This window comes from uncultured Corynebacterium sp. (genome assembly GCF_945649885.1).
Lineage (GTDB): Bacteria > Actinomycetota > Actinomycetes > Mycobacteriales > Mycobacteriaceae > Corynebacterium.
In genome coordinates this window covers 24,686-43,093 of sequence record NZ_CALZFS010000003.1, presented here as the reverse complement: position 1 = coordinate 43,093, position 18,408 = coordinate 24,686, and the positions used below count along the sequence as shown (strand labels likewise).

At 57.3% G+C, this 18,408-nt stretch carries 14 protein-coding genes; 7 read left to right on the top strand and 7 right to left on the bottom strand.

Features of this window, described 5'->3' with window-relative positions; all coding sequences use genetic code 11:
* The first annotated feature begins 10 nt into the window (after nt 1-10).
* The 3 genes from Q0M74_RS00760 to Q0M74_RS00750 are packed head-to-tail and all read left to right on the top strand — an operon-like array spanning nt 11 to nt 3,709.
* Nucleotides 11-937 (top strand): ABC transporter permease, encoded by a 927-nt coding sequence (locus Q0M74_RS00760; RefSeq protein ID WP_293950813.1) that lies wholly within the window; start codon nt 11-13, stop codon nt 935-937.
* Nucleotides 930-1,964: an ABC transporter permease gene (locus Q0M74_RS00755; RefSeq protein WP_293950811.1), complete on the top strand. Its 1,035-nt coding sequence runs from the start codon at nt 930-932 to the stop codon at nt 1,962-1,964. Before Q0M74_RS00760 ends, Q0M74_RS00755 begins: the two co-directional genes overlap by 8 nt.
* Nucleotides 1,961-3,709, top strand: a complete 1,749-nt coding sequence (locus Q0M74_RS00750; protein ID WP_293950809.1) for an ABC transporter ATP-binding protein — start codon at nt 1,961-1,963, stop codon at nt 3,707-3,709. The genes Q0M74_RS00755 and Q0M74_RS00750 overlap by 4 nt, the downstream gene beginning before the upstream one ends.
* 87 nt (nt 3,710-3,796) lie before the next feature.
* On the opposite strand, the gene Q0M74_RS00745 is transcribed toward Q0M74_RS00750, so the two are convergent.
* A complete protein-coding gene (locus Q0M74_RS00745) occupies nt 3,797-5,563 on the bottom strand; it encodes a proline--tRNA ligase (protein WP_293950807.1) in 1,767 nt (588 codons plus the stop codon).
* A 362-nt stretch (nt 5,564-5,925) separates the two neighbouring features.
* Between Q0M74_RS00745 and yaaA the strand changes: the two genes are divergently transcribed.
* Nucleotides 5,926-6,675, top strand: coding sequence for a peroxide stress protein YaaA (yaaA, locus tag Q0M74_RS00740; RefSeq protein ID WP_293950805.1), 750 nt, complete (start codon nt 5,926-5,928; stop codon nt 6,673-6,675).
* Nucleotides 6,676-6,742: 67 nt separating this feature from the next.
* Here yaaA and Q0M74_RS00735 read toward each other — a convergent pair whose 3' ends face one another.
* The 3 genes from Q0M74_RS00735 to cobA form a co-directional block, all read right to left on the bottom strand.
* Complete coding sequence (locus tag Q0M74_RS00735) at nt 6,743-7,489, bottom strand: VWA domain-containing protein (RefSeq protein WP_293950803.1); 747 nt, start codon at nt 7,487-7,489, stop codon at nt 6,743-6,745.
* Between the two features lie 19 nt (nt 7,490-7,508).
* A complete protein-coding gene (locus Q0M74_RS00730) occupies nt 7,509-8,615 on the bottom strand; it encodes an ATP-binding protein (protein ID WP_293950801.1) in 1,107 nt (368 codons plus the stop codon).
* A 309-nt stretch (nt 8,616-8,924) separates the two neighbouring features.
* Nucleotides 8,925-9,695: a uroporphyrinogen-III C-methyltransferase gene (gene cobA, locus Q0M74_RS00725; RefSeq protein ID WP_293950799.1), complete on the bottom strand. Its 771-nt coding sequence runs from the start codon at nt 9,693-9,695 to the stop codon at nt 8,925-8,927.
* A gap of 41 nt (nt 9,696-9,736) precedes the next feature.
* On the opposite strand from cobA, the gene Q0M74_RS00720 reads away from it, so the two are divergent.
* Complete coding sequence (locus Q0M74_RS00720) at nt 9,737-11,227, top strand: YdiU family protein (protein WP_293950797.1); 1,491 nt, start codon at nt 9,737-9,739, stop codon at nt 11,225-11,227.
* Here Q0M74_RS00720 and Q0M74_RS00715 read toward each other — a convergent pair.
* From Q0M74_RS00715 to mqo, 3 genes are all read right to left on the bottom strand, one after another.
* Complete coding sequence (locus Q0M74_RS00715) at nt 11,224-12,360, bottom strand: hypothetical protein (protein ID WP_293950795.1); 1,137 nt, start codon at nt 12,358-12,360, stop codon at nt 11,224-11,226. The two genes, Q0M74_RS00720 and Q0M74_RS00715, sit on opposite strands and share 4 nt — an antisense overlap.
* Nucleotides 12,357-13,268: a VOC family protein gene (locus tag Q0M74_RS00710; protein ID WP_293950793.1), complete on the bottom strand. Its 912-nt coding sequence runs from the start codon at nt 13,266-13,268 to the stop codon at nt 12,357-12,359. The genes Q0M74_RS00715 and Q0M74_RS00710 overlap by 4 nt, the downstream gene beginning before the upstream one ends.
* Nucleotides 13,269-13,407: 139 nt before the next feature.
* Nucleotides 13,408-14,910, bottom strand: coding sequence for a malate dehydrogenase (quinone) (gene mqo / locus Q0M74_RS00705; protein ID WP_293950791.1), 1,503 nt, complete (start codon nt 14,908-14,910; stop codon nt 13,408-13,410).
* Nucleotides 14,911-15,317: 407 nt separating this feature from the next.
* Between mqo and Q0M74_RS00700 the strand changes: the two genes are divergently transcribed.
* Both Q0M74_RS00700 and mtr read left to right on the top strand, forming a co-directional pair.
* The gene (locus Q0M74_RS00700) at nt 15,318-16,397 is read left to right on the top strand and encodes an alpha/beta hydrolase (protein ID WP_293950789.1); all 1,080 of its coding nucleotides are present in this window, start codon (nt 15,318-15,320) and stop codon (nt 16,395-16,397) included.
* Between the two features lie 243 nt (nt 16,398-16,640).
* Nucleotides 16,641-18,026, top strand: coding sequence for a mycothione reductase (mtr, locus tag Q0M74_RS00695; protein WP_293950787.1), 1,386 nt, complete (start codon nt 16,641-16,643; stop codon nt 18,024-18,026).
* Nucleotides 18,027-18,408 lie beyond the last annotated feature (382 nt).

The window sequence follows — 18,408 nt, the reverse complement described above, 5'->3', positions numbered from 1 at the left end:
ACCCACGCTCATGCTTCGTTATGTCGGGCGGCGATTGCTCCAGATGATTCCGGTCTTCTTCGGAGCAACCCTGCTGATCTACGCACTTGTGTTCCTCATGCCTGGTGATCCAGTCCAGGCACTCGGCGGTGACCGTGGTCTTACCGAGGCCGCAGCTCAGCGAATCCGCGAGGAATACAATCTGGACAAGCCTTTCCTGATGCAGTACCTGCTGTACATCAAGGGCATCTTCGTTCTGGACTTCGGAACCACCTTCTCTGGACAGCCGGTTCTTGATGTCATGGCCAATGCCTTCCCGGTCACCATCAAACTTGCCCTGATGGCCCTGGCCTTCGAAGCAGTCTTCGGTATCGGCTTCGGTGTCTACGCCGGTATGCGCCGCGGCGGTTTCTTCGACTCCACCGTCTTGGTGCTATCCCTGGTTGTCATCGCGGTCCCCACCTTCGTCATCGGCTTCGTGCTGCAGTTTCTGGTGGGCGTGCAATGGGGTCTTCTGCCAGTCACAGTCGGATCCAATGAGTCCTTCACTTCCCTACTCATGCCAGCCTTTGTTCTCGGCGCCGTGTCCTTTGCCTATGTGCTCCGTCTAACCAGACAATCCGTCAGTGAGAACCTCCGTGCCGACTATGTGCGTACCGCACGTGCCAAGGGCATGAGCAACTTCACGGTGATGAACCGCCACATCCTGCGAAATTCATTGATCCCGGTTGCCACCTTCCTGGGCGCTGACCTGGGAGCACTCATGGGTGGCGCGATTGTCACCGAGGGTATCTTCGGCATCAACGGTGTCGGCGGAACCCTGTACCAGGCCATTCTCAAGGGTGAACCCACCACCGTGGTCTCCATCGTCACAGTCCTGGTGATCGTCTATATCATCGCCAACCTCCTCGTAGACCTGATCTACGCCGTGCTCGATCCGAGGATTCGCTATGTCTAACAATGAATTCCACACCAACAAGGCGTTCGGTCAAGACGATAAGACAAACGAGAACGCACTCTTCTTCCCCGAAGGCCGCGGCGAAGCACTCGTCCGCCCCGGCCAGGAACATTTCATCGCCGATACTGATGAAACCGGTCTCGGTGCTGTTGATGCCGTTGCTGATAACTCCGCACCAACTTCCATGTGGGGTGAGGCCTGGCGTGACCTGCGTGGTCGACCACTGTTTTGGGTGTCCTCCGTTCTGATCCTGCTGGCGTTGGCCCTGGCTCTGGTGCCACAACTGTTCACCTCTACAGATCCGCAGTACTGTGTGCTGTCCAATTCCCTTGATGGCCCGCAGCCCGGTCACCCCTTCGGCTTTGACCGTCAGGGCTGCGATATCTTCGCCCGCACCGTCTACGGTGCACGCGCCTCCGTGGCCGTGGGCGTTCTCACCACCTTGCTGGTAGTGCTGATCGGTACCGTCTTCGGTGCCCTGGCTGGCTTCCTCGGTGGCTGGGTGGACACGATTCTCTCCCGCGTCACCGACATGTTCTTCGCCATTCCACTGGTACTGGCCGCCATCGTCGTCATGCAGGTATTCAAGGAGCACCGCACCATCATCACGGTGATCCTGGTCCTCGGCCTATTCGGCTGGACCAATATCGCACGTATCACCCGTGGTGCCGTGATGTCTGTGAAGAACGAGGAGTTTGTCACCTCAGCACGTGCACTGGGTGCTTCCAAGACCAAGCAACTGCTCTCCCACATCATGCCGAATGCGGCAGCGCCGATCATCGTATACGCCACCGTGGCACTGGGTACCTTCATCGTTGCTGAGGCAACACTCTCGTTCCTGGGAATCGGGCTACCGCCGAGCATCGTCTCCTGGGGTGCTGATATTGCCAAGGCACAGACCTCGCTGCGCACACAGCCCATGGTTCTCTTCTACCCCGCCATGGCACTGGCACTGACCGTTTTGAGCTTCATCATGATGGGCGATGTCGTCCGCGATGCTCTTGATCCGAAGGAGAGGAAGCGATGAGCAACCACAACCCAGCCATTTCTGAGAACACCCCTGACCACGTCGGCGATACTCCTCTGCTGGAACTGCGTGATCTGGAAATCTCCTTCACCAGTTCCACCGGTGTGGTCAATGCCGTCCGCGGTGCCAACCTGACCATCTACCCCGGACAGTCGGTGGCCATCGTCGGCGAGTCCGGATCCGGTAAGTCCACCACTGCGATGTCCATCATCGGACTGCTGCCCGGTACCGGAAAAGTCACCAGCGGCAGCATCTTCTTCGAAGGTGCTGACATCACCAGGCTTTCCAACAAGCAGATGCAGAAGTACCGCGGTTCAGAGATCGGTCTTGTCCCACAGGATCCGATGACCAACCTGAACCCGGTATGGAAGATCGGTTCGCAGGTCAAGGAATCTCTGCGGGCTAACAATGTTGTCTCCGGTTCCGAAATGGACAAGCGGGTGGCTGAGCTTCTGGAGGAAGCCGGTCTGCCCGATGCGGAACGACGCGCCAAGCAGTATCCACATGAGTTCTCCGGTGGTATGCGCCAGCGTGCGCTGATCGGCATCGGACTGGCGGCACGCCCCAAACTGCTCATCGCCGATGAACCCACCTCTGCCCTTGATGTGACAGTCCAGCGCCAGATCCTCGATCATCTGGACGGTCTGACCAAGGAGCTGGGTACAGCAGTTCTGTTCATCACCCACGATCTGGGTCTGGCCGCTGAACGTGCAGAACACCTGGTGGTGATGCACCGTGGACGCATCGTGGAATCCGGACCTTCACTGGATATCCTGCGCAACCCCCAACATCCGTACACCAGGCGACTGGTTGCGGCTGCCCCCTCCCTGGCTTCTGCACGTATCCGCAGTGCCCAGGAAAAGGGTATTGAATCCAGCGAGCTGCTCACCGCCACCTCTGGTGACACTGCTGACAAGACCCATGAGGAACGCGTCATTGAGGTCAAAAACCTCACCAAGGAATTCAACATCCGTGGTGCCAAGGGTGCGAAGAAAACACTCAAAGCTGTTGACGATGTCTCCTTCTATGTCCGCAAGGGCACCACGACCGCACTGGTGGGTGAATCCGGTTCGGGCAAGTCCACGGTGGCGAACATGGTTCTGAACCTTCTTGATCCCACCAGCGGCCAGGTGCTCTATAACGGCACGGATCTGTCCACCCTGAGCAATAAAGACCTGTTCAACATGCGTCGTAAGCTGCAGGTGGTCTTCCAGAATCCCTATGGTTCCCTGGATCCGATGTATTCGATCTACCGGTGTATCGAAGAACCACTGGTGATCCACAAGGTCGGTGGTGACCGCAAGGCACGGGAAAAGCGTGTTGCTGAACTATTGGACATGGTGTCCATGCCTCGTTCTGCCATGCGACGTTATCCCAATGAACTGTCTGGTGGTCAGCGTCAGCGCATCGCGATCGCCCGTGCACTCGCACTTGATCCAGAGGTGATCGTGCTGGATGAGGCAGTCTCTGCACTGGATGTGCTGGTGCAGAACCAAATCCTCAAACTCCTTGCTGAACTGCAGCATGACCTGGATCTGACCTACCTGTTCATCACCCATGACCTGGCGGTGGTTCGTCAGACCGCTGATGATGTGGTGGTCATGCAGCAGGGCCGTGTTGTTGAAGCTGGTGCCACCGATGACATCTTCAACAATCCCCGCGAGGAATACACCCATAATCTCATCACTTCTGTGCCTGGTCTGGGTATTGAACTGGGCACCGGGGAGAACCTCAACCTAGGTTAGGTCCTTTCTGGCGATAAGATCGAGAACACCCGTTCCCCTCCTATGGAGGTGAACGGGTGTTCTGTTCTGAGCGGGGACGTAGAGACTTTAAGCGCGGTTCTCCCGAACCAGCTTGACGATGTGCTCGACAGCCTCGTCGATATCAAGCTCTGTCTTCTCGCCACCGCGGACACGGAGTTCAACCTTGCCTTCGGCGTAGCCACGGCCCAAGATCAGGGCATAAGGCATACCCAGGAGCTCGGAGTCCTTGAACTTCACACCAGGGCTGACCTTGGCACGGTCGTCGAAAAGCACCTCGATGCCGGCCTGGGACAGCTCTGTGGCATAGCGCTCAGCTGCCTCAATGGCTGCGGCGTCCTTATTGGCTGCAACGACGTGCACCTGAAATGGTGCGACGTTGACCGGCCAGTTGAGGCCTGCGCCGTCGAAACGCTGCTCGGCGAGTACTGCCAACAGACGGGAGACACCGATGCCGTAGGAACCCATGGTGGGGACGGCACGTTTGCCATTTTCATCCAGGATCTGGACATCGAAGGCTTCGGTGTACTTGCGACCGAGCTGGAAGATATGACCCACCTCGATGCCGCGGGCCAGGGTCAGTTCGCCTTGTCCCTCAGGCGCGGGGTCGCCTTCCTTGATCTCTGCTGCTTCCACAAAACCATCCGGGGTGAAGTCACGGCCGACAACCAGGCCGACAACGTGACGTTCCTTGGCGTCAGCACCGGTGATCCAGGAGGTTCCGGTGACCACGCGTGGGTCAGCCAAGACACGGATGCCGTTCTTAGCCAAACCAACCGGACCGACGTAGCCCTTGACCAGGAATGGGTGCTTGATAAAATCAGATTCCACCGCGAGCTCAACCTCAGCAGGCTCCAGTGAAGCCTCGAGACGCTTCATGTCCACTTCGCGGTCACCTGGGATCAGGATGCCGGTGAGTTCCCAGTCCTCAGCGCCTGGTTCGCGGGTTTTGACCACGATACACTTCAGGGTGTCTGCAGCCTCAACCTTGTCGCCGTTGACCTCGACACCGATGGAGTTGGCCCACTCGACGAGTGCCTCGATGGTTTCCGATACCGGGGTCTCATGAACAACAGCCTCAGGAAGACCTTCGATGGAGCGTTCCTTACCTGGCTGGGTCACCACAGCTTCAACGTTGGCTGCGTAGTCGCCCCCGGTGGAGCGGACGAAGGTGTCCTCACCGTTGGCGGATACCGCCAGGAATTCCTCGGATGCAGATCCACCCATGGCTCCGGATGTTGCCTGACAGATGACGTATTCCACGCCCAGACGATCAAGAATGCGCTGGTAGGCCGCACGGTGGCGGGCATAGGACTCCTCGAGTCCTGCATCAGTCATGTCGAAAGAGTAGGAATCCTTCATCACGAACTCACGGCCGCGGAGGATGCCGGCGCGTGGGCGTGCTTCATCACGGTACTTGGTCTGAATCTGAAACAGGGTGACCGGGAAGTCCTTGTAGGAGTTGTACAGGTCCTTCACCGTTGCGGTGAACATCTCCTCATGTGTCGGGCCCAGGAGATAGTCAGCTCCCTTGCGGTCCTTGAGACGGAACAGCTCATCACCGTATTCGGTCCAGCGATCGGTGGTCTCATAAGGCTCACGGGGAAGCAGGCCCGGGAATAGGAGTTCCTGTCCACCGATGGCGTTCATCTCTTCGCGCACAACATTTTCAATGTTGCGCAGGGCACGCAGTCCGAGCGGAAGCCAGGAATAGACACCCGGCGCTACACGGCGGATAAAGCCGGCACGGACGAGGAGCTTGTGGCTCGGAACTTCTGCATCCGCAGGGTCTTCGCGCAGGGTGCGCAGGAAGAGCGTGGAAAGACGTGTAATCATAAGTGTAAAATATACCCCTTCAACTGGGCTTGTCCGCTTGGGGCAGGGTTTGAAGAATCCATAAAAAGCGGACCTTATTTGCTGCCAGATTGTTATAGCTCCGGCAGGGGTCTGAACACACTGCCTACCTCTGCAAATGCTACCCCCTATGTCTAATTGCGCGAAGCTGCCCCTGAGAGTTGCCTCATCGGGAAGAGTCATCGCAGGGATTTTTTCTGAGTTCTGCTTCCTGAAAATTATATTTACCCAGCTTAAATGATATTTTCTGCAGAGCTTCTTCTCTCAGGTGGGTAGATTCAACACAGTGCCCGGATCAACCCCCGGGGTTTAGCTGCTCACATGTGCTTTGTACGCTGATACTCATGTTGATTCTCCTGCCCCCTTCAGAAACCAAAACTCCCGGAGGCACCGGCGCTCCGCTGGATCTTGCATCGCTGAGCTTCACTGATCTCAACCCGGCGCGGGAATCCATCATTGTTGATCTGATGAGGCTCTCCCCTGAGCAGGCACTGCCGATCCTGGGCATTTCTGAGAAGTTGCGTGCTGAAGCGGTGGCCAACACGGAGTTGCTGACGGCACCTACGATGCCTGCGGTGCTGCGGTATTCCGGTGTGCTTTTCGACGCCTTGGACGCATCCACGCTTGGGTCGGAGGCGCTGGACCGTCTTGTCATTGGCTCTGCGCTGTTTGGGGTTGTGCATGCCGGGGATTCCATTCCGCATTACCGTCTCTCCGGTGGCACCAAGCTTCCGGATGCACAGGGTTCGCTGCCCACGATGAAGGCACGGTGGGGTAAGTCAATCACCTCTGCCCTTGCTGGGGTTGATGGGTTGGTCATTGATCTGCGTAGCGGCACCTACCAGCAGTTGGGTCGGGTTCCTGAGGCGGTGACGGTCCGGGTGGAATCAGTCATGGAGGATGGCTCCCGGAGGGTGGTCAGTCACTTCAATAAGCATTACAAGGGGCAGTTGGCCCGTGTGTTGGCGATGTCTCCGTGTGAGGCCACCTCTGCTGCAGAGGTGGCTGATATTGCCCGGGAAACAGGCATGACGGTGGAGATCTCTGCCGAGGTCAACCCGAAGGTGAAGGAAACGCTGACGCTGGTGGTCTAACTCTGTGAGAGTCAGAAAAACTGTCCAGGAACATGTGAAAAAGACATGCCCCTGGGCAGTGTGCTGTCTAGGCGTTGATGACTGTTTTGATGTTGTCACCATTCATATCGGAGAGTCTGACGCAGACCCCACCGAGAAGTTCAGCCAGGACCGCTGCGCGTTCCTTGCGGATCTTGAGACGGCCTTCGCAGTCAATGACCAGGTTTCCTGACAGGCCTGATTTCACCACTGTCCGGGCTGCGGTGACAATGCCTTGCTCACCGGCATCGGAGGTGTCTTCACCATCGGTCATCACCACCAGCAGAGGACGGCGTGATGGTTCCCTGCGGTGTTCGCGTTCCATCAGGTCCTTGGCCATGATCAGGCCTTCTGCCAGTGGGGTGCGTCCACCCATGGGCATGGCGTCCAGGGATTTCTGGGCCATGTCCACAGAGCTGGTCGGTGACAGCACCAGGGTGGGTTTGTTTCCATTGACAGCAATGACGGCGACCTTGTCGCGGCGTTGGTAGGCATCAGTGAGCATGGACATGATCGCCCCGGTCACCGCACGGACTCGGGAACGGGCCGCCATGGATCCTGAGGTGTCCACCACGAAGACGATGAGGTTGGCTTCTTTACCCCGTCGCAAGGATCCGCGGAGATCCTCCGGGCGGAAGTCAACCAAGCCATCGACCACCGCGGCGCCACGGTCAGCGGCTGCCATGAGTGTGCCCACCAGGTTGATGCCGTGTCCTCCCTGCTTGGGTCGGACATCAGCGCCCTGACGGGAGTAAGATTTGGAACGCCTACCTGGGGTGGAGTCCTCATCACCCATGGTGTTGAGTTTAAAAACCCTAGGAGCGAAAGGTGTCGCCGTGGCCGGCAGAACCTACCTTTCCGGTCGTCTGGGCCTTCGCCTGGGAGCTTCCCTGCTGACCTTCCTCATCGGTGGGGTTCTCGGTGTCCTTCAGTGCCGTCGCATTGGTTTCCTCATCGGTGACCTTTGCTGCCGGCCCATCCTTCTCATTGTCCTTGAAGAAGTTACGGGCTTCCTGGAGAACCTCCTGAAGCTTGCGCTCCTCCATCTCCGGAGCGTCGAAGGGGTTGCGGCGGCGACGGTGTGGGAGTGCGAGGCGGGCTGCCACCTCCACATCTTCGTTGGTGATGTGGGTACGCCCCTGCCAGGCGGCGTGTGCCAGGGCGGTGCGCGTGATCACGAGATCGGCACGCATGCCATCAACCTCAGTGCGGGCACACAGCCAGGCGATCTGGGAGAGGATGGAATCTGCAAGCTCAACCTCACCAAGGAGCTGCTTGGCAGCCCTGATGCGCTCAGCGGTCTCAGCGTCTTGTGCTGACCACTTCTCCACGAACTGCTCCGGGTTGGCCTCAAAGCCCAGGCGCCTGCGGATGATTTCCACACGTACCTCGGGATTGTCGGAAGCCGCCACATCAACGGCCAGGCCGAAACGGTCTAGCAGCTGTGGGCGGAGTTCGCCCTCTTCAGGGTTCATCGTGCCCACCAGCACGAAGTTCGCCGGGGAGGAGTGGGAGATGCCGTCACGTTCGATGGTGACACGGCCACTGGCTGCGGCATCCAAAAGTGCATCCACCAGGTGATCCGCAAGTAGGTTGACCTCATCTACGTAGAGCACGCCACCATCAGCCTGTGCCAGCAGGCCCGGCTGGTATTCAGCCCTGCCTGAGGTAAGTACGGTCTCCATGTTCAGGGAGCCGACAACACGGTCCTCGGTGGCACCGAGGGGAAGGTTGACCAGGGGGGCACCGTCGAGAAGCCCGGCGAATGCACGCACGGTGGTTGTCTTGGCGGTGCCTTTCTCACCACGGATGACCACTCCGCCGATGCGCGGGGAGATGGCGGTGAGGATCAGTGCGAGCCGGAGTTCATCCTGGCCTACCACTGCTGAAAATGGATATCGGACAACCTGATTCGGAGACATTGTGTGTGGCATGAACCTTTCCGTGTGTTCTGTTCAAGTGACATCCCACGGGGACACAGGCCCTCCATTTCTCAGCATCACCATGTCAATCACATGAGTCTATGCATACACATACGCATACGTGAGATGCCCTGCTGTGATTTACGAGGGGCCCACCACGAGGGAGGGATGTTCGTTACCTTACCCACCACACCTGTTTTTCCCTTCACGTCGACTTGCACACGTGGGCACTGAGCGATGTTTTACCCCCAACGCGGGTAAAAATTCGTCCGTATCACGAACATTGTGGCGTTGCAGGTTCGGGAGTTTTTACAGGGAACTCGAGAGTCCGGCGACCTCTCCGATGACATAGACTGCTGGTGGTTTGATGCCTTCCTCCACCATCACCGTTCCCAGTTCCTCCAGGGAACAGCGAACAGATTTCTGGGCTGCCAGGGTTCCCTCCTGGATGATGGCCACCGGAGTCTGAGGTGATAGCCCGCCTGCCATGAGTGCGGTGGCGATCTTCGGAGCGTTCTTCACGCCCATGATCACGGATAGTGTTCCACCACTTTTAGCCAATGCGTCCCAGTCCAGAAGCGAGTTCTCATGACCGGGTGGCAGGTGTCCGGAGATCACCGTGAAGGAATGCACCACCCCACGCTGGGTGATCGGCACACCCGCAGCACCCGGCACAGAGATCGCACTAGTCACCCCGGGGATCACCTCACAGGTGATGCCATGTTCCGCAAGGTGGGCCAGTTCTTCAAAACCCCGGCCGAAAACATAAGGGTCTCCTCCCTTGAGGCGGACGACCTTCTTTCCGGCCTGGGCATAGTCCACGAGCATCTCATTGATGCGGTCCTGGGTAACTTGTCGCCCATAGGGAAGTTTGGATACATCCACGAGCTCCTTAGTGGAGATATCGCAGAGCTTGTCCAGTTCATTGGTGGGCCCGAGGTGGTCTGCCAGGATGACATCTGCCTCCTGCAGCCGGTTCATACCGCGCACGGTGATCAGGTCCCATGCACCCGGCCCACCTCCGATGAGCGTGACACTCTGGATGGACGAAGTGAGATGAGGGGATTCGTCGAAACTCATGGATCAATATCCTAGCCGGTGCATATCGCTAGGCTGGCACCATGAGTACCCCTACGAGTCCGAACACATCCTCATCAGATCACAACTCGGCACCGTTCACCCTCGAGGCACGTTTCGCGAAAGACCTCCCGGAAATGGCCACTGATTGGCAGGGTGAAGAGCAACCTGACCCCACCCTGGTGGTCCTCAATGAGGATCTCGCGCGCCTTTTGGGAATGGATCCGGATTGGCTACGCACCGATGCAGGTGTTGATTTCCTACTCGGCCGCAACCCGGAACCGACCACGAAGATGGTGGCGCAGGGCTATGCCGGACATCAGTTTGGACAGTTTGTCCCCAGTCTGGGTGATGGTCGCGCGCTCCTGCTGGGCGAGGCCCCGTCCACCGACGGGGTCCTGCGGGATATCCACCTCAAAGGCTCTGGTCGGACCCCTTATTCACGCGGTGCCGATGGTCGTTCCGCCGTGGGTCCAGTTCTGCGTGAATACATCATTTCCGAGGCCATGGCGGCCCTGGGGGTTCCCACCACACGGTCACTGGCTGTGATCACCACCGGCAGAAAGGTCCAACGTGAGATGGTCATGCCCGGCGCGGTTCTGGTGCGGGTGGCCAGCAGCCATATCCGTGTCGGTTCCTTTCAGTACGCCAATATCTCCGGTGGGGTGGATCTATCCCGTCGCCTGGCTGACCATGTGATCATGCGTCACTTCCCACAGCTGTCTGGGGAAGCCGGTGCAGAGGTAGAACCCTCACCGCAGTTGTACAGCACGATGTTTGAATTAATCATGCAGGCCCAAGCTGATACCGCAGCAAAATGGATGCGGCTTGGCTTCGTCCATGGGGTGCTCAATACCGATAACACCCTGGTGTCGGGGGAAACCATTGATTATGGTCCGTGTGCCTTCATGGAGCGCTACCGCGATGACGCTGTGTTCAGTTCCATTGATCACCACTCCCGGTATATGTTTGCCAACCAGCCGGTGATCCTGGGATGGAATCTGGCACGTCTGGTGGAAACGCTGATTCCGCTGCTCGGTGAGACTCCTGATGAAGGAATGGAGCAGGCCCAGCACATCATGGGTACCTATAATGATCGCTACCAGGAAGCCTTCCATCAGGAGATGGCACTCAGCTTAGGTCTGGATCCCTCACTTGATGGTGTGTATCAACTGGTCAAGGATTATCTGGAGCTTCTACGCACCCACTCCCCTGACCTGACCACCATGAACCGGACCTTGAGTGACTGGGACAGCAATTCTGTTGCCCCTGAAGGATTTGAGGATTGGACCCAGCGCTGGTTAGGCCATGATCCTGATGTCACGGCGATGCAACAGATCAACCCCGTCTACATCCCACGTAACCACCTGGTGGAGGCTGCCCTGGAACAGGCAGTTGCCGGTGAGTGGGAGGCATTCCATGAACTTCTGGCGCGGGTGCTCAATCCCTTTGACCGCCAGCCGGGGTCTGAGAGCTTTGAGCAACCCAGCCCAGATGGCTTTGAGGAGGACTACATGACATTTTGTGGAACTTAGTGGGTACACGCCGCCAGGAAACTTGCGATGGCAGGTGTCCTAATCACCGCAGCGGGGTGAATGCGTAATGCGGTGGCGGCTATATTTCCCCGGTGGAAACCCTCCCGCACCACTTGTCCATCATTGCTGCGCCAGGCCCACACAGGGTCCCAACCAGCAGCCTCCGTCAGGATTGCTCCGGCTGTATCAACACCCACCACTCGTTGACCTGCGGGAAACATCACTGAGCCCGTCAAGGACACAGCTTCCCGGTAAAGACCAGGCTCATTAGCACCGGCATCCGCATCCACCCCGAGCTGGTGAGCCACCTGCCAGGCAGCAGGCCCCTGAACATACAATGGTCTGGTGCTGGCAACATATCGCTCCAGATCCGGGGCTGTCGCGCCATCGATGATCAGACCATCACATGCCGGAATATCTTCCGTGAGGGGATCAAAGTCCACCACACAGGCTCCCAGAGCACCGAGCACATCCTGCCACTCCGGCGATGCACCGGTGTTCAACGCGACCACCGGGTCACCGGGACACTTATCGACGCCTGGCTTGTCACCCCCGGTACCAGCGACATTGTCACCTGCTGTCGGATGCTCAGCGAGTTGGACAATCTCATCCATGCTGTCCACCACCCAGACACCCTGAGCTTCCACGGCCACACGGCACATCTCCCGGTGTGTTGCAGTGGCATATCCTGTCAGGATCACCCCCTGGATCCGCACCTCCGGATCCATCATGGTCATCCCCTTGATCACAGCACCAACCGTTTGGAACATCCCAGTGACATCAACAACCAGCACCACCGGCAGCCCGAGGAGGACTGCCAGGTGGGCAGGTGACGCCGGCGCCGTGTCCGACATGCTGGTGTGATCCCCGGGAAGCTGTGGGGCATCAAAAAGCCCACCGGGTCCTATGATCACCGCCACATCCGCACCCTGGCTGGCTTCTGTGTAGAGATCAACTGTTGTCTCCACTCCACACATCACCGGATCCAGTAGGCGGAACCCGGGTACAACCATGCCAGCGCTAAAACAGGCGATGGTGTGAGATATGTCTAGGTGGCTGCACAGGTCATCAAGGATATCGAGTTGTCCACTGCCGGAAGATAGTCCTGTAAGGACCAGACCCGGTGTTGTCATGGAGTGGTGAAATCCTTCATTTCGATCTTCTTCATGTTCATCAACTTCTCAAACGCCCCAGGGTGTGTGAGTAGTTCACCGAGGATGCTCGGTACAATCTGCCAGCTCACCCCGAACTGATCCACCAGCCAACCGCATTGTTCCGCCTCCGGCACAGCTGAGAGTGCCTCCCAGACACGGTCCAGTTCCTCCTGCCCATCAGCCTCAAACATCAGAGACACTCCCGGGGTGAAGGACTCCTGCTGTTCAACCCCGGAATCCATGGCGGTGAACCACTGACCAGCCAACTGGAACTCTGAGAACATCAACGCACCTTCTTCAGCGGGGCCTGTGGGTTCCGGATAATATGCGCGTGCTCCCACACTGGAATCAGGAAATGCCTCCACCCACTGCTCCTGGGCTGCAGCAGCCTTGTTCTGGGCTGCTCCACCAAACATTAATGATGGGAGGACAAAGGGGCGGGCTGCCCCTTCCGGATCAGTGGAAATCAGTTGCCACCCCACCCCGAATCTGTCCTCCACCCAGCCGTAGCTCTGGCTGAAGGGATACTCCCCCAACTCCATGAGCACGCGACCGTCTTCCTTCAGACGATCCCAGACAAGGCTTTGTACCTTGTCCATGTCAGAGCCCATGAGGGGATCAAAATTCAGCATGAAGTTCAAGGCCGGGGTCGGACGGATTTCATCACCGGAATTGATCAGGACGATGCGGAAACCACTGATCTCCAGGGTGATGGATAGTGTCTCCCCTGCCAGGTCCTCCTGCAAGTCAAGCAGTCCCTCCTGTGGATACTGCTCCACCGACCGGATGACTATTCCTCCGGGGACTGATTCGAAGGCGTATTCGTAGAATGCAGCGACCTCATCTGCATTGCCGCTGCACCAGATGTTCGGGATTATTCTCTGCATGCCCCACAGGATACTCCCCACCAGTGGCACAGGGGTGAGCGTCGACAAGCATCAGGTTCCACAACACCACACGCCCCTCCCCTGTGACACCAGTGCTGGTGTCACAGGGGAGGGGCGTGTGGTGGAAGAAAAGGGACTTTTATGCCTCTTCGAGCTTCAAGGTCTTCTGGGTACGTGCCCACTGCTCAGCAAACAGTTCAGGCTCATTGGTGAGCTTCTTGCCGTAGGAAGGAACCATTTCATGGAGCTTCTCGCCCCAGTCGATCATGCGGTCACCGAAACAACGCTCGAGCAGCTCGATCATTGCGGCAGGAGCAATGGATGCTCCCGGGGACGCGCCGAGCAGACCGGCGATGGACCCCTCGGAGTTGTTGATCAGGGTGGTGCCGAATTCCAGGGAACCAAAGCGTGGGGCACCCACAGGCTTGATTACCTGAACGCGCTGACCAGCGGTGATCAGCTCCCAGTCTTCATCCTTGGCATCAGGCATGTACTCGCGCAGAGCTTCCATGCGAGCCTTCTGGTCCTTGACAACCTCAGTGACCAGGTACTTGGTCAGACCGAGTTCCTGCACACCGACGCCGACCATGGAGGTCAGGTTGGATGGGTTCAAGGAGGTGAACAGGTCCAGGTTGGAGCCCTCCTTGAGGAACTTCGGGGTCCAGCCGGCATAGGGACCGAAGAGAAGGCCCTTCTCGCCATCGATCACGCGGGTGTCCAGGTGTGGAACAGACATCGGTGGGGCACCAACGGATGCCTTGCCGTAGACCTTGGCAGCGTGCTTCTCAATGAGTTCCTCATTGGTGCAACGCAGCCACTGGCCGGACACCGGGAAACCACCGAAGCCACGGATCTCGGGGATGCCTGCTTTCTGCAGCAGTGGCAGAGCCATGCCGCCAGCGCCGACGAATACGAAGTTCGCACGGATGGTCTGGGTGTCACCGGTGTGGACGTTCTTGACGGTGACCTTCCACTTGGAACCATCCTGCTTGATGTCCTTGACCTCATGGCCATAGCGGATATCGGTGCCGCCATCCTGGGCAGCCTTGAGGAACTGCTTGGTCTGGGAACCGTAGTTGATGTCGGTGCCCTCGTTAATCCAGGAGATGGCAACCGGCTTGGAGAAGTCACGGCCCTCAGCCATGAGAGGTAGCTTCTCGGAGAAGGTAGCCTCCTCGTCGGAGTACTCCATCCCCGGGAAGAGAGGGTGATCCTTCAGTGCATTGAAACGGTTCTTGATGTACTCAACCTGGTCCGCACCGGTGCCGAAGGACACATGGGGAACGGCGTTGATGAACTCCGAGGGATCAGAAAGAATTCCCTCTTCAACCTGGTGCGCCCAGAACTGGCGGGACACCTGGAACTTCTCATTGATATCGACAGCCTTGGAGATGTCGATCTTGCCGTTTTTCTCAGGCGTGTAGTTGAGCTCACACAGCGCTGAGTGTCCGGTACCGGCGTTGTTCCACGGGGAGGACGACTCCTGTGCCGCTCCATCCAAACGCTCAAAGATCACCTGGGACCAGTTTGGCTCCAGCTGGCGCAACATAGCGCCGAGAGTGGCGCTCATGATTCCAGCACCAACGAGGACTACATCAGCCTCGTCGGTGACCTTCTGTGCGTTCTTCGGGGAATCTGACATGTTCAACTTCCTTTTATCTCCGCGAGTTGTCTGCCGAACACCAGCAGGTGCATCACTTATGGTGCTTCACACTGCTTATGTACAGGACGAATTGACTGCAACGCTTGGCACACACCTGTCCCCTGACGTCATCAAGGCCACACAGGTGCACGTTGTCCGTAGCTAGGTAGTGTACGCCTGCCGGAACAGGGGTACGTAAATACCCTCAATTTAAACTAGCCGATCCGTTTTCAACCCACCCCTCTGACCACCCCCTTTAATGTTCTGTGCCACTCCGGCAGTGCTCACCGCGCTGCCGACCGCTGAACTCCAGGGCCCCTGTGCACCTTCTATCTACCTACGCCTCACCCCCAGAAGCCCAGGTGCCCATACTCATGAGGCATGACCTTTGACCTATCTTGGTTGGCATGGGACTAAACACTGAAGGTGGCACCAATGAAACCGCCCTGGACTCTGCTGGGTGGCGGGAAGACATCTTGGGAAGCAATTACCAGAATCTGACCATCCCCCTGGGATCAGACCCGGACAACGAAACTGATGTCTACGCAACCCTGGTGCGCCACCTTCCTGAAGGAACTGATCTCGCCGAATTCCTCCAACGTCCCGCACTGTTGTGGATTCACGGAATGACGGACTACTTCTTCCATACCGAGTTTGCTGAATTCTTCCATTCCCAGGGTTATGCCATCTATGCCCTTGATCTACGCAAATGCGGTCGCTCCCACCGGCCAGGGCAACTCTGGCACTACGTGTCAGACCTGTCCTATTATTTCCCTGACCTCAACGCTGCCACCGACATAATCACGGCGCAGCACCATCCAGCCTTCTTTCCGGTCGCACACTCCACCGGCGGCCTCATTACCCCGCTCTGGTTGGATCATATGAGAAAAACTGCACCCGATAGGCACGCACAGATCACAGGACTGATTCTCAACAGTCCCTGGTTGGACATGATGCACCCTCCCCGACTGGTCAAAGCTGCCCGACCGGTCATCAACTGGCTGGGCAGGCGTCAACCCTTAAGGGTTCTGCCCAGTGATGGCCTGGGCACCTATGGCCGTTCCATCCACCGGGATCACGAAGGGGAATGGAACTTCGATGTAACACTGAAGCCCATTGAAGGACACCGGAAGAACGTCGGATGGTTACGTGCCATCATGGCCGGTCATGTCGCCATCCACCGGGACACCATCAATGTGGACATGGATGTACTGACCCTGTGTTCAGCTACTTCCTACCTCACACGAAAGGAAGGACCGGAAATCCACTCAAACGATGCCGTCCTGGACGTGGAGCATATTAAGAAATGGTCTCCACACCTGAGCAGGCCTGGGTCACGAGTTACTGTGCGCCCACTTGACGGGGCCCGCCATGATGTCTTCCTCTCCCTCAAACCAGTCCGCGAACAGGCACAGACAGTCATGTTGGACTGGCTCAAAACCAGGGGGAACGATCACACCTCGGGGTTAGAGCATTCAAATCCCTGAGATACTGGGAGGGAACTAAATTCCCTCCAGAGTTGTTGCAGGGGATGTAGTCCAAGAATTTTTATGCTGTTCAAGGATTTTCGCAGGACAATCCCCCATACCTGTGGGCTGCTCCCTGCTCTGAACAGTGGTGGACAACTCACACGCTCCCCTGTGGATCTTTCCCCTGACAGGTCGTGCAGGGTTTCCACTATCTTTATTTTCCCTATCCGTACCCTCTTTCATCACAGGAGTTCCATTTCCATGACCACACCCCAGCACTATGACCTCATCATCATCGGAACAGGCTCCGGTAATTCCATCCCCGGCCCGGAATTTGATGACAAGTCGATTGCCATCGTGGAAAAAGGGGTGTTCGGTGGCACCTGTCTGAATGTTGGGTGCATCCCGACCAAGATGTATGTCTACGCAGCAGATGTCGCCAAGGCAATCAGTGGTGCAGAGAAGTTCGGCATTGACGCCACTTATAACGGTGTGGATTGGCCTTCCATTGTGAAACGTGTCTTTGACAAGCGCATCGACCCCATCGCCCAGGGTGGCGAAGCATATCGACGGGGCCCAGAGACCCCCAACATCGATGTCTATGACATGCATGCCAAGTTTGTCGGTGATAAAACCATCGCAACAGGGCAGGCCGGTGAGGAGAAGATCATCACGGGCGATCAGATTGTCATCGCCACAGGCTCCCGCCCGTTCGTCCCGTCGGCAATCAAGGATTCCGGCGCCCGCTACTACACCAATGAAGACATCATGAGGCTTCCTGAGCTGCCGGAATCCCTTGTGATTGTCGGTGGGGGTTTCATTGCGCTTGAGTTTGCCCATGTGTTTGCCTCACTGGGCACGAAGGTGACCATCATCAACCGTTCCGAGGTTCTCCTTCGTGGTTCGGATGCCGATATTTCCACCCGTATCGCCGAACTTTCCCAAGATCGTTTTGGTATCCGCATGTCCACCCTGGTGACTGATGTGGCGGAGAAATCCAGTGGCTCCCTCGACATCACCCTCAGTTCTGGTGAGAATCTGGAAGCCGATGCACTGCTGGTTGCCACCGGCCGCACACCCAACGGTGACCAGATGGACCTGGACAAGGGCGGCATCGACATGGATGGTCGCAGCATCCAGGTTGATGAATTTGGTCGTACTACATCTGCGGGCGTCTGGGCCCTGGGAGATGTCTCCAGCCCCTACAAGCTGAAGCATGTGGCCAATGCAGAGATGCGTGCGGTCAAGCACAACCTGTTAAACCCGGATGATCTTCGCCCCATGCCGCATAAGCATGTTCCTGCAGCGGTGTTCACCAACCCACAGATCGCTCAAGTCGGACTGACAGAAGAAGAAGCGCGTGAAGCTGAGTACAACCTGAGTATTAAAATTCAGAATTACGGTGACGTTGCGTACGGCTGGGCGATGGAGGACTCCACCGGCTTCGTCAAATTGATCGCTGACAGGGACACCGGCAAACTGCTGGGCGCACATCTCATCGGCCCCCAGGCTTCCACATTGATCCAACAGCTGATCACAGTCATGGCCTTTGATCTGGATCTCCGCGAGGTCGCTACCCAGCAGTACTGGATCCACCCCGCTCTACCAGAAGTAATTGAGAACGCTCTTTTGGGACTTGACCTCTAGATTCAGAACCAGCTCTCCACGAGCTGCCGAACATACAGGCACTAACCAACCGACTAGCCGATCTGATAACCCAGCCAGTTCACAGGAATCCACACACAGCAAACGGGCAGGAAAAAGGGCAAAATCCAACCCTGGAAATCACCCCTTGACACTCCCCCCGTGGCTTGAATGATCAGCAAACGTGTATAAACTTCTCCCCGTTGGATTACCTGACAACCAGTTGGGAAGATCTGAGCATAGAGTCTGAAGCTTGATTGAATTTTCAGGAAACATTCTGAAAATTCGCACCATGGTTTTAAACTCTAGGTACACTACTAGCTAGGCGTTATCTGAAAATCAACACTTCGTTGGTTAGGAGTCGCTGATTGCTATGTTCACCCCT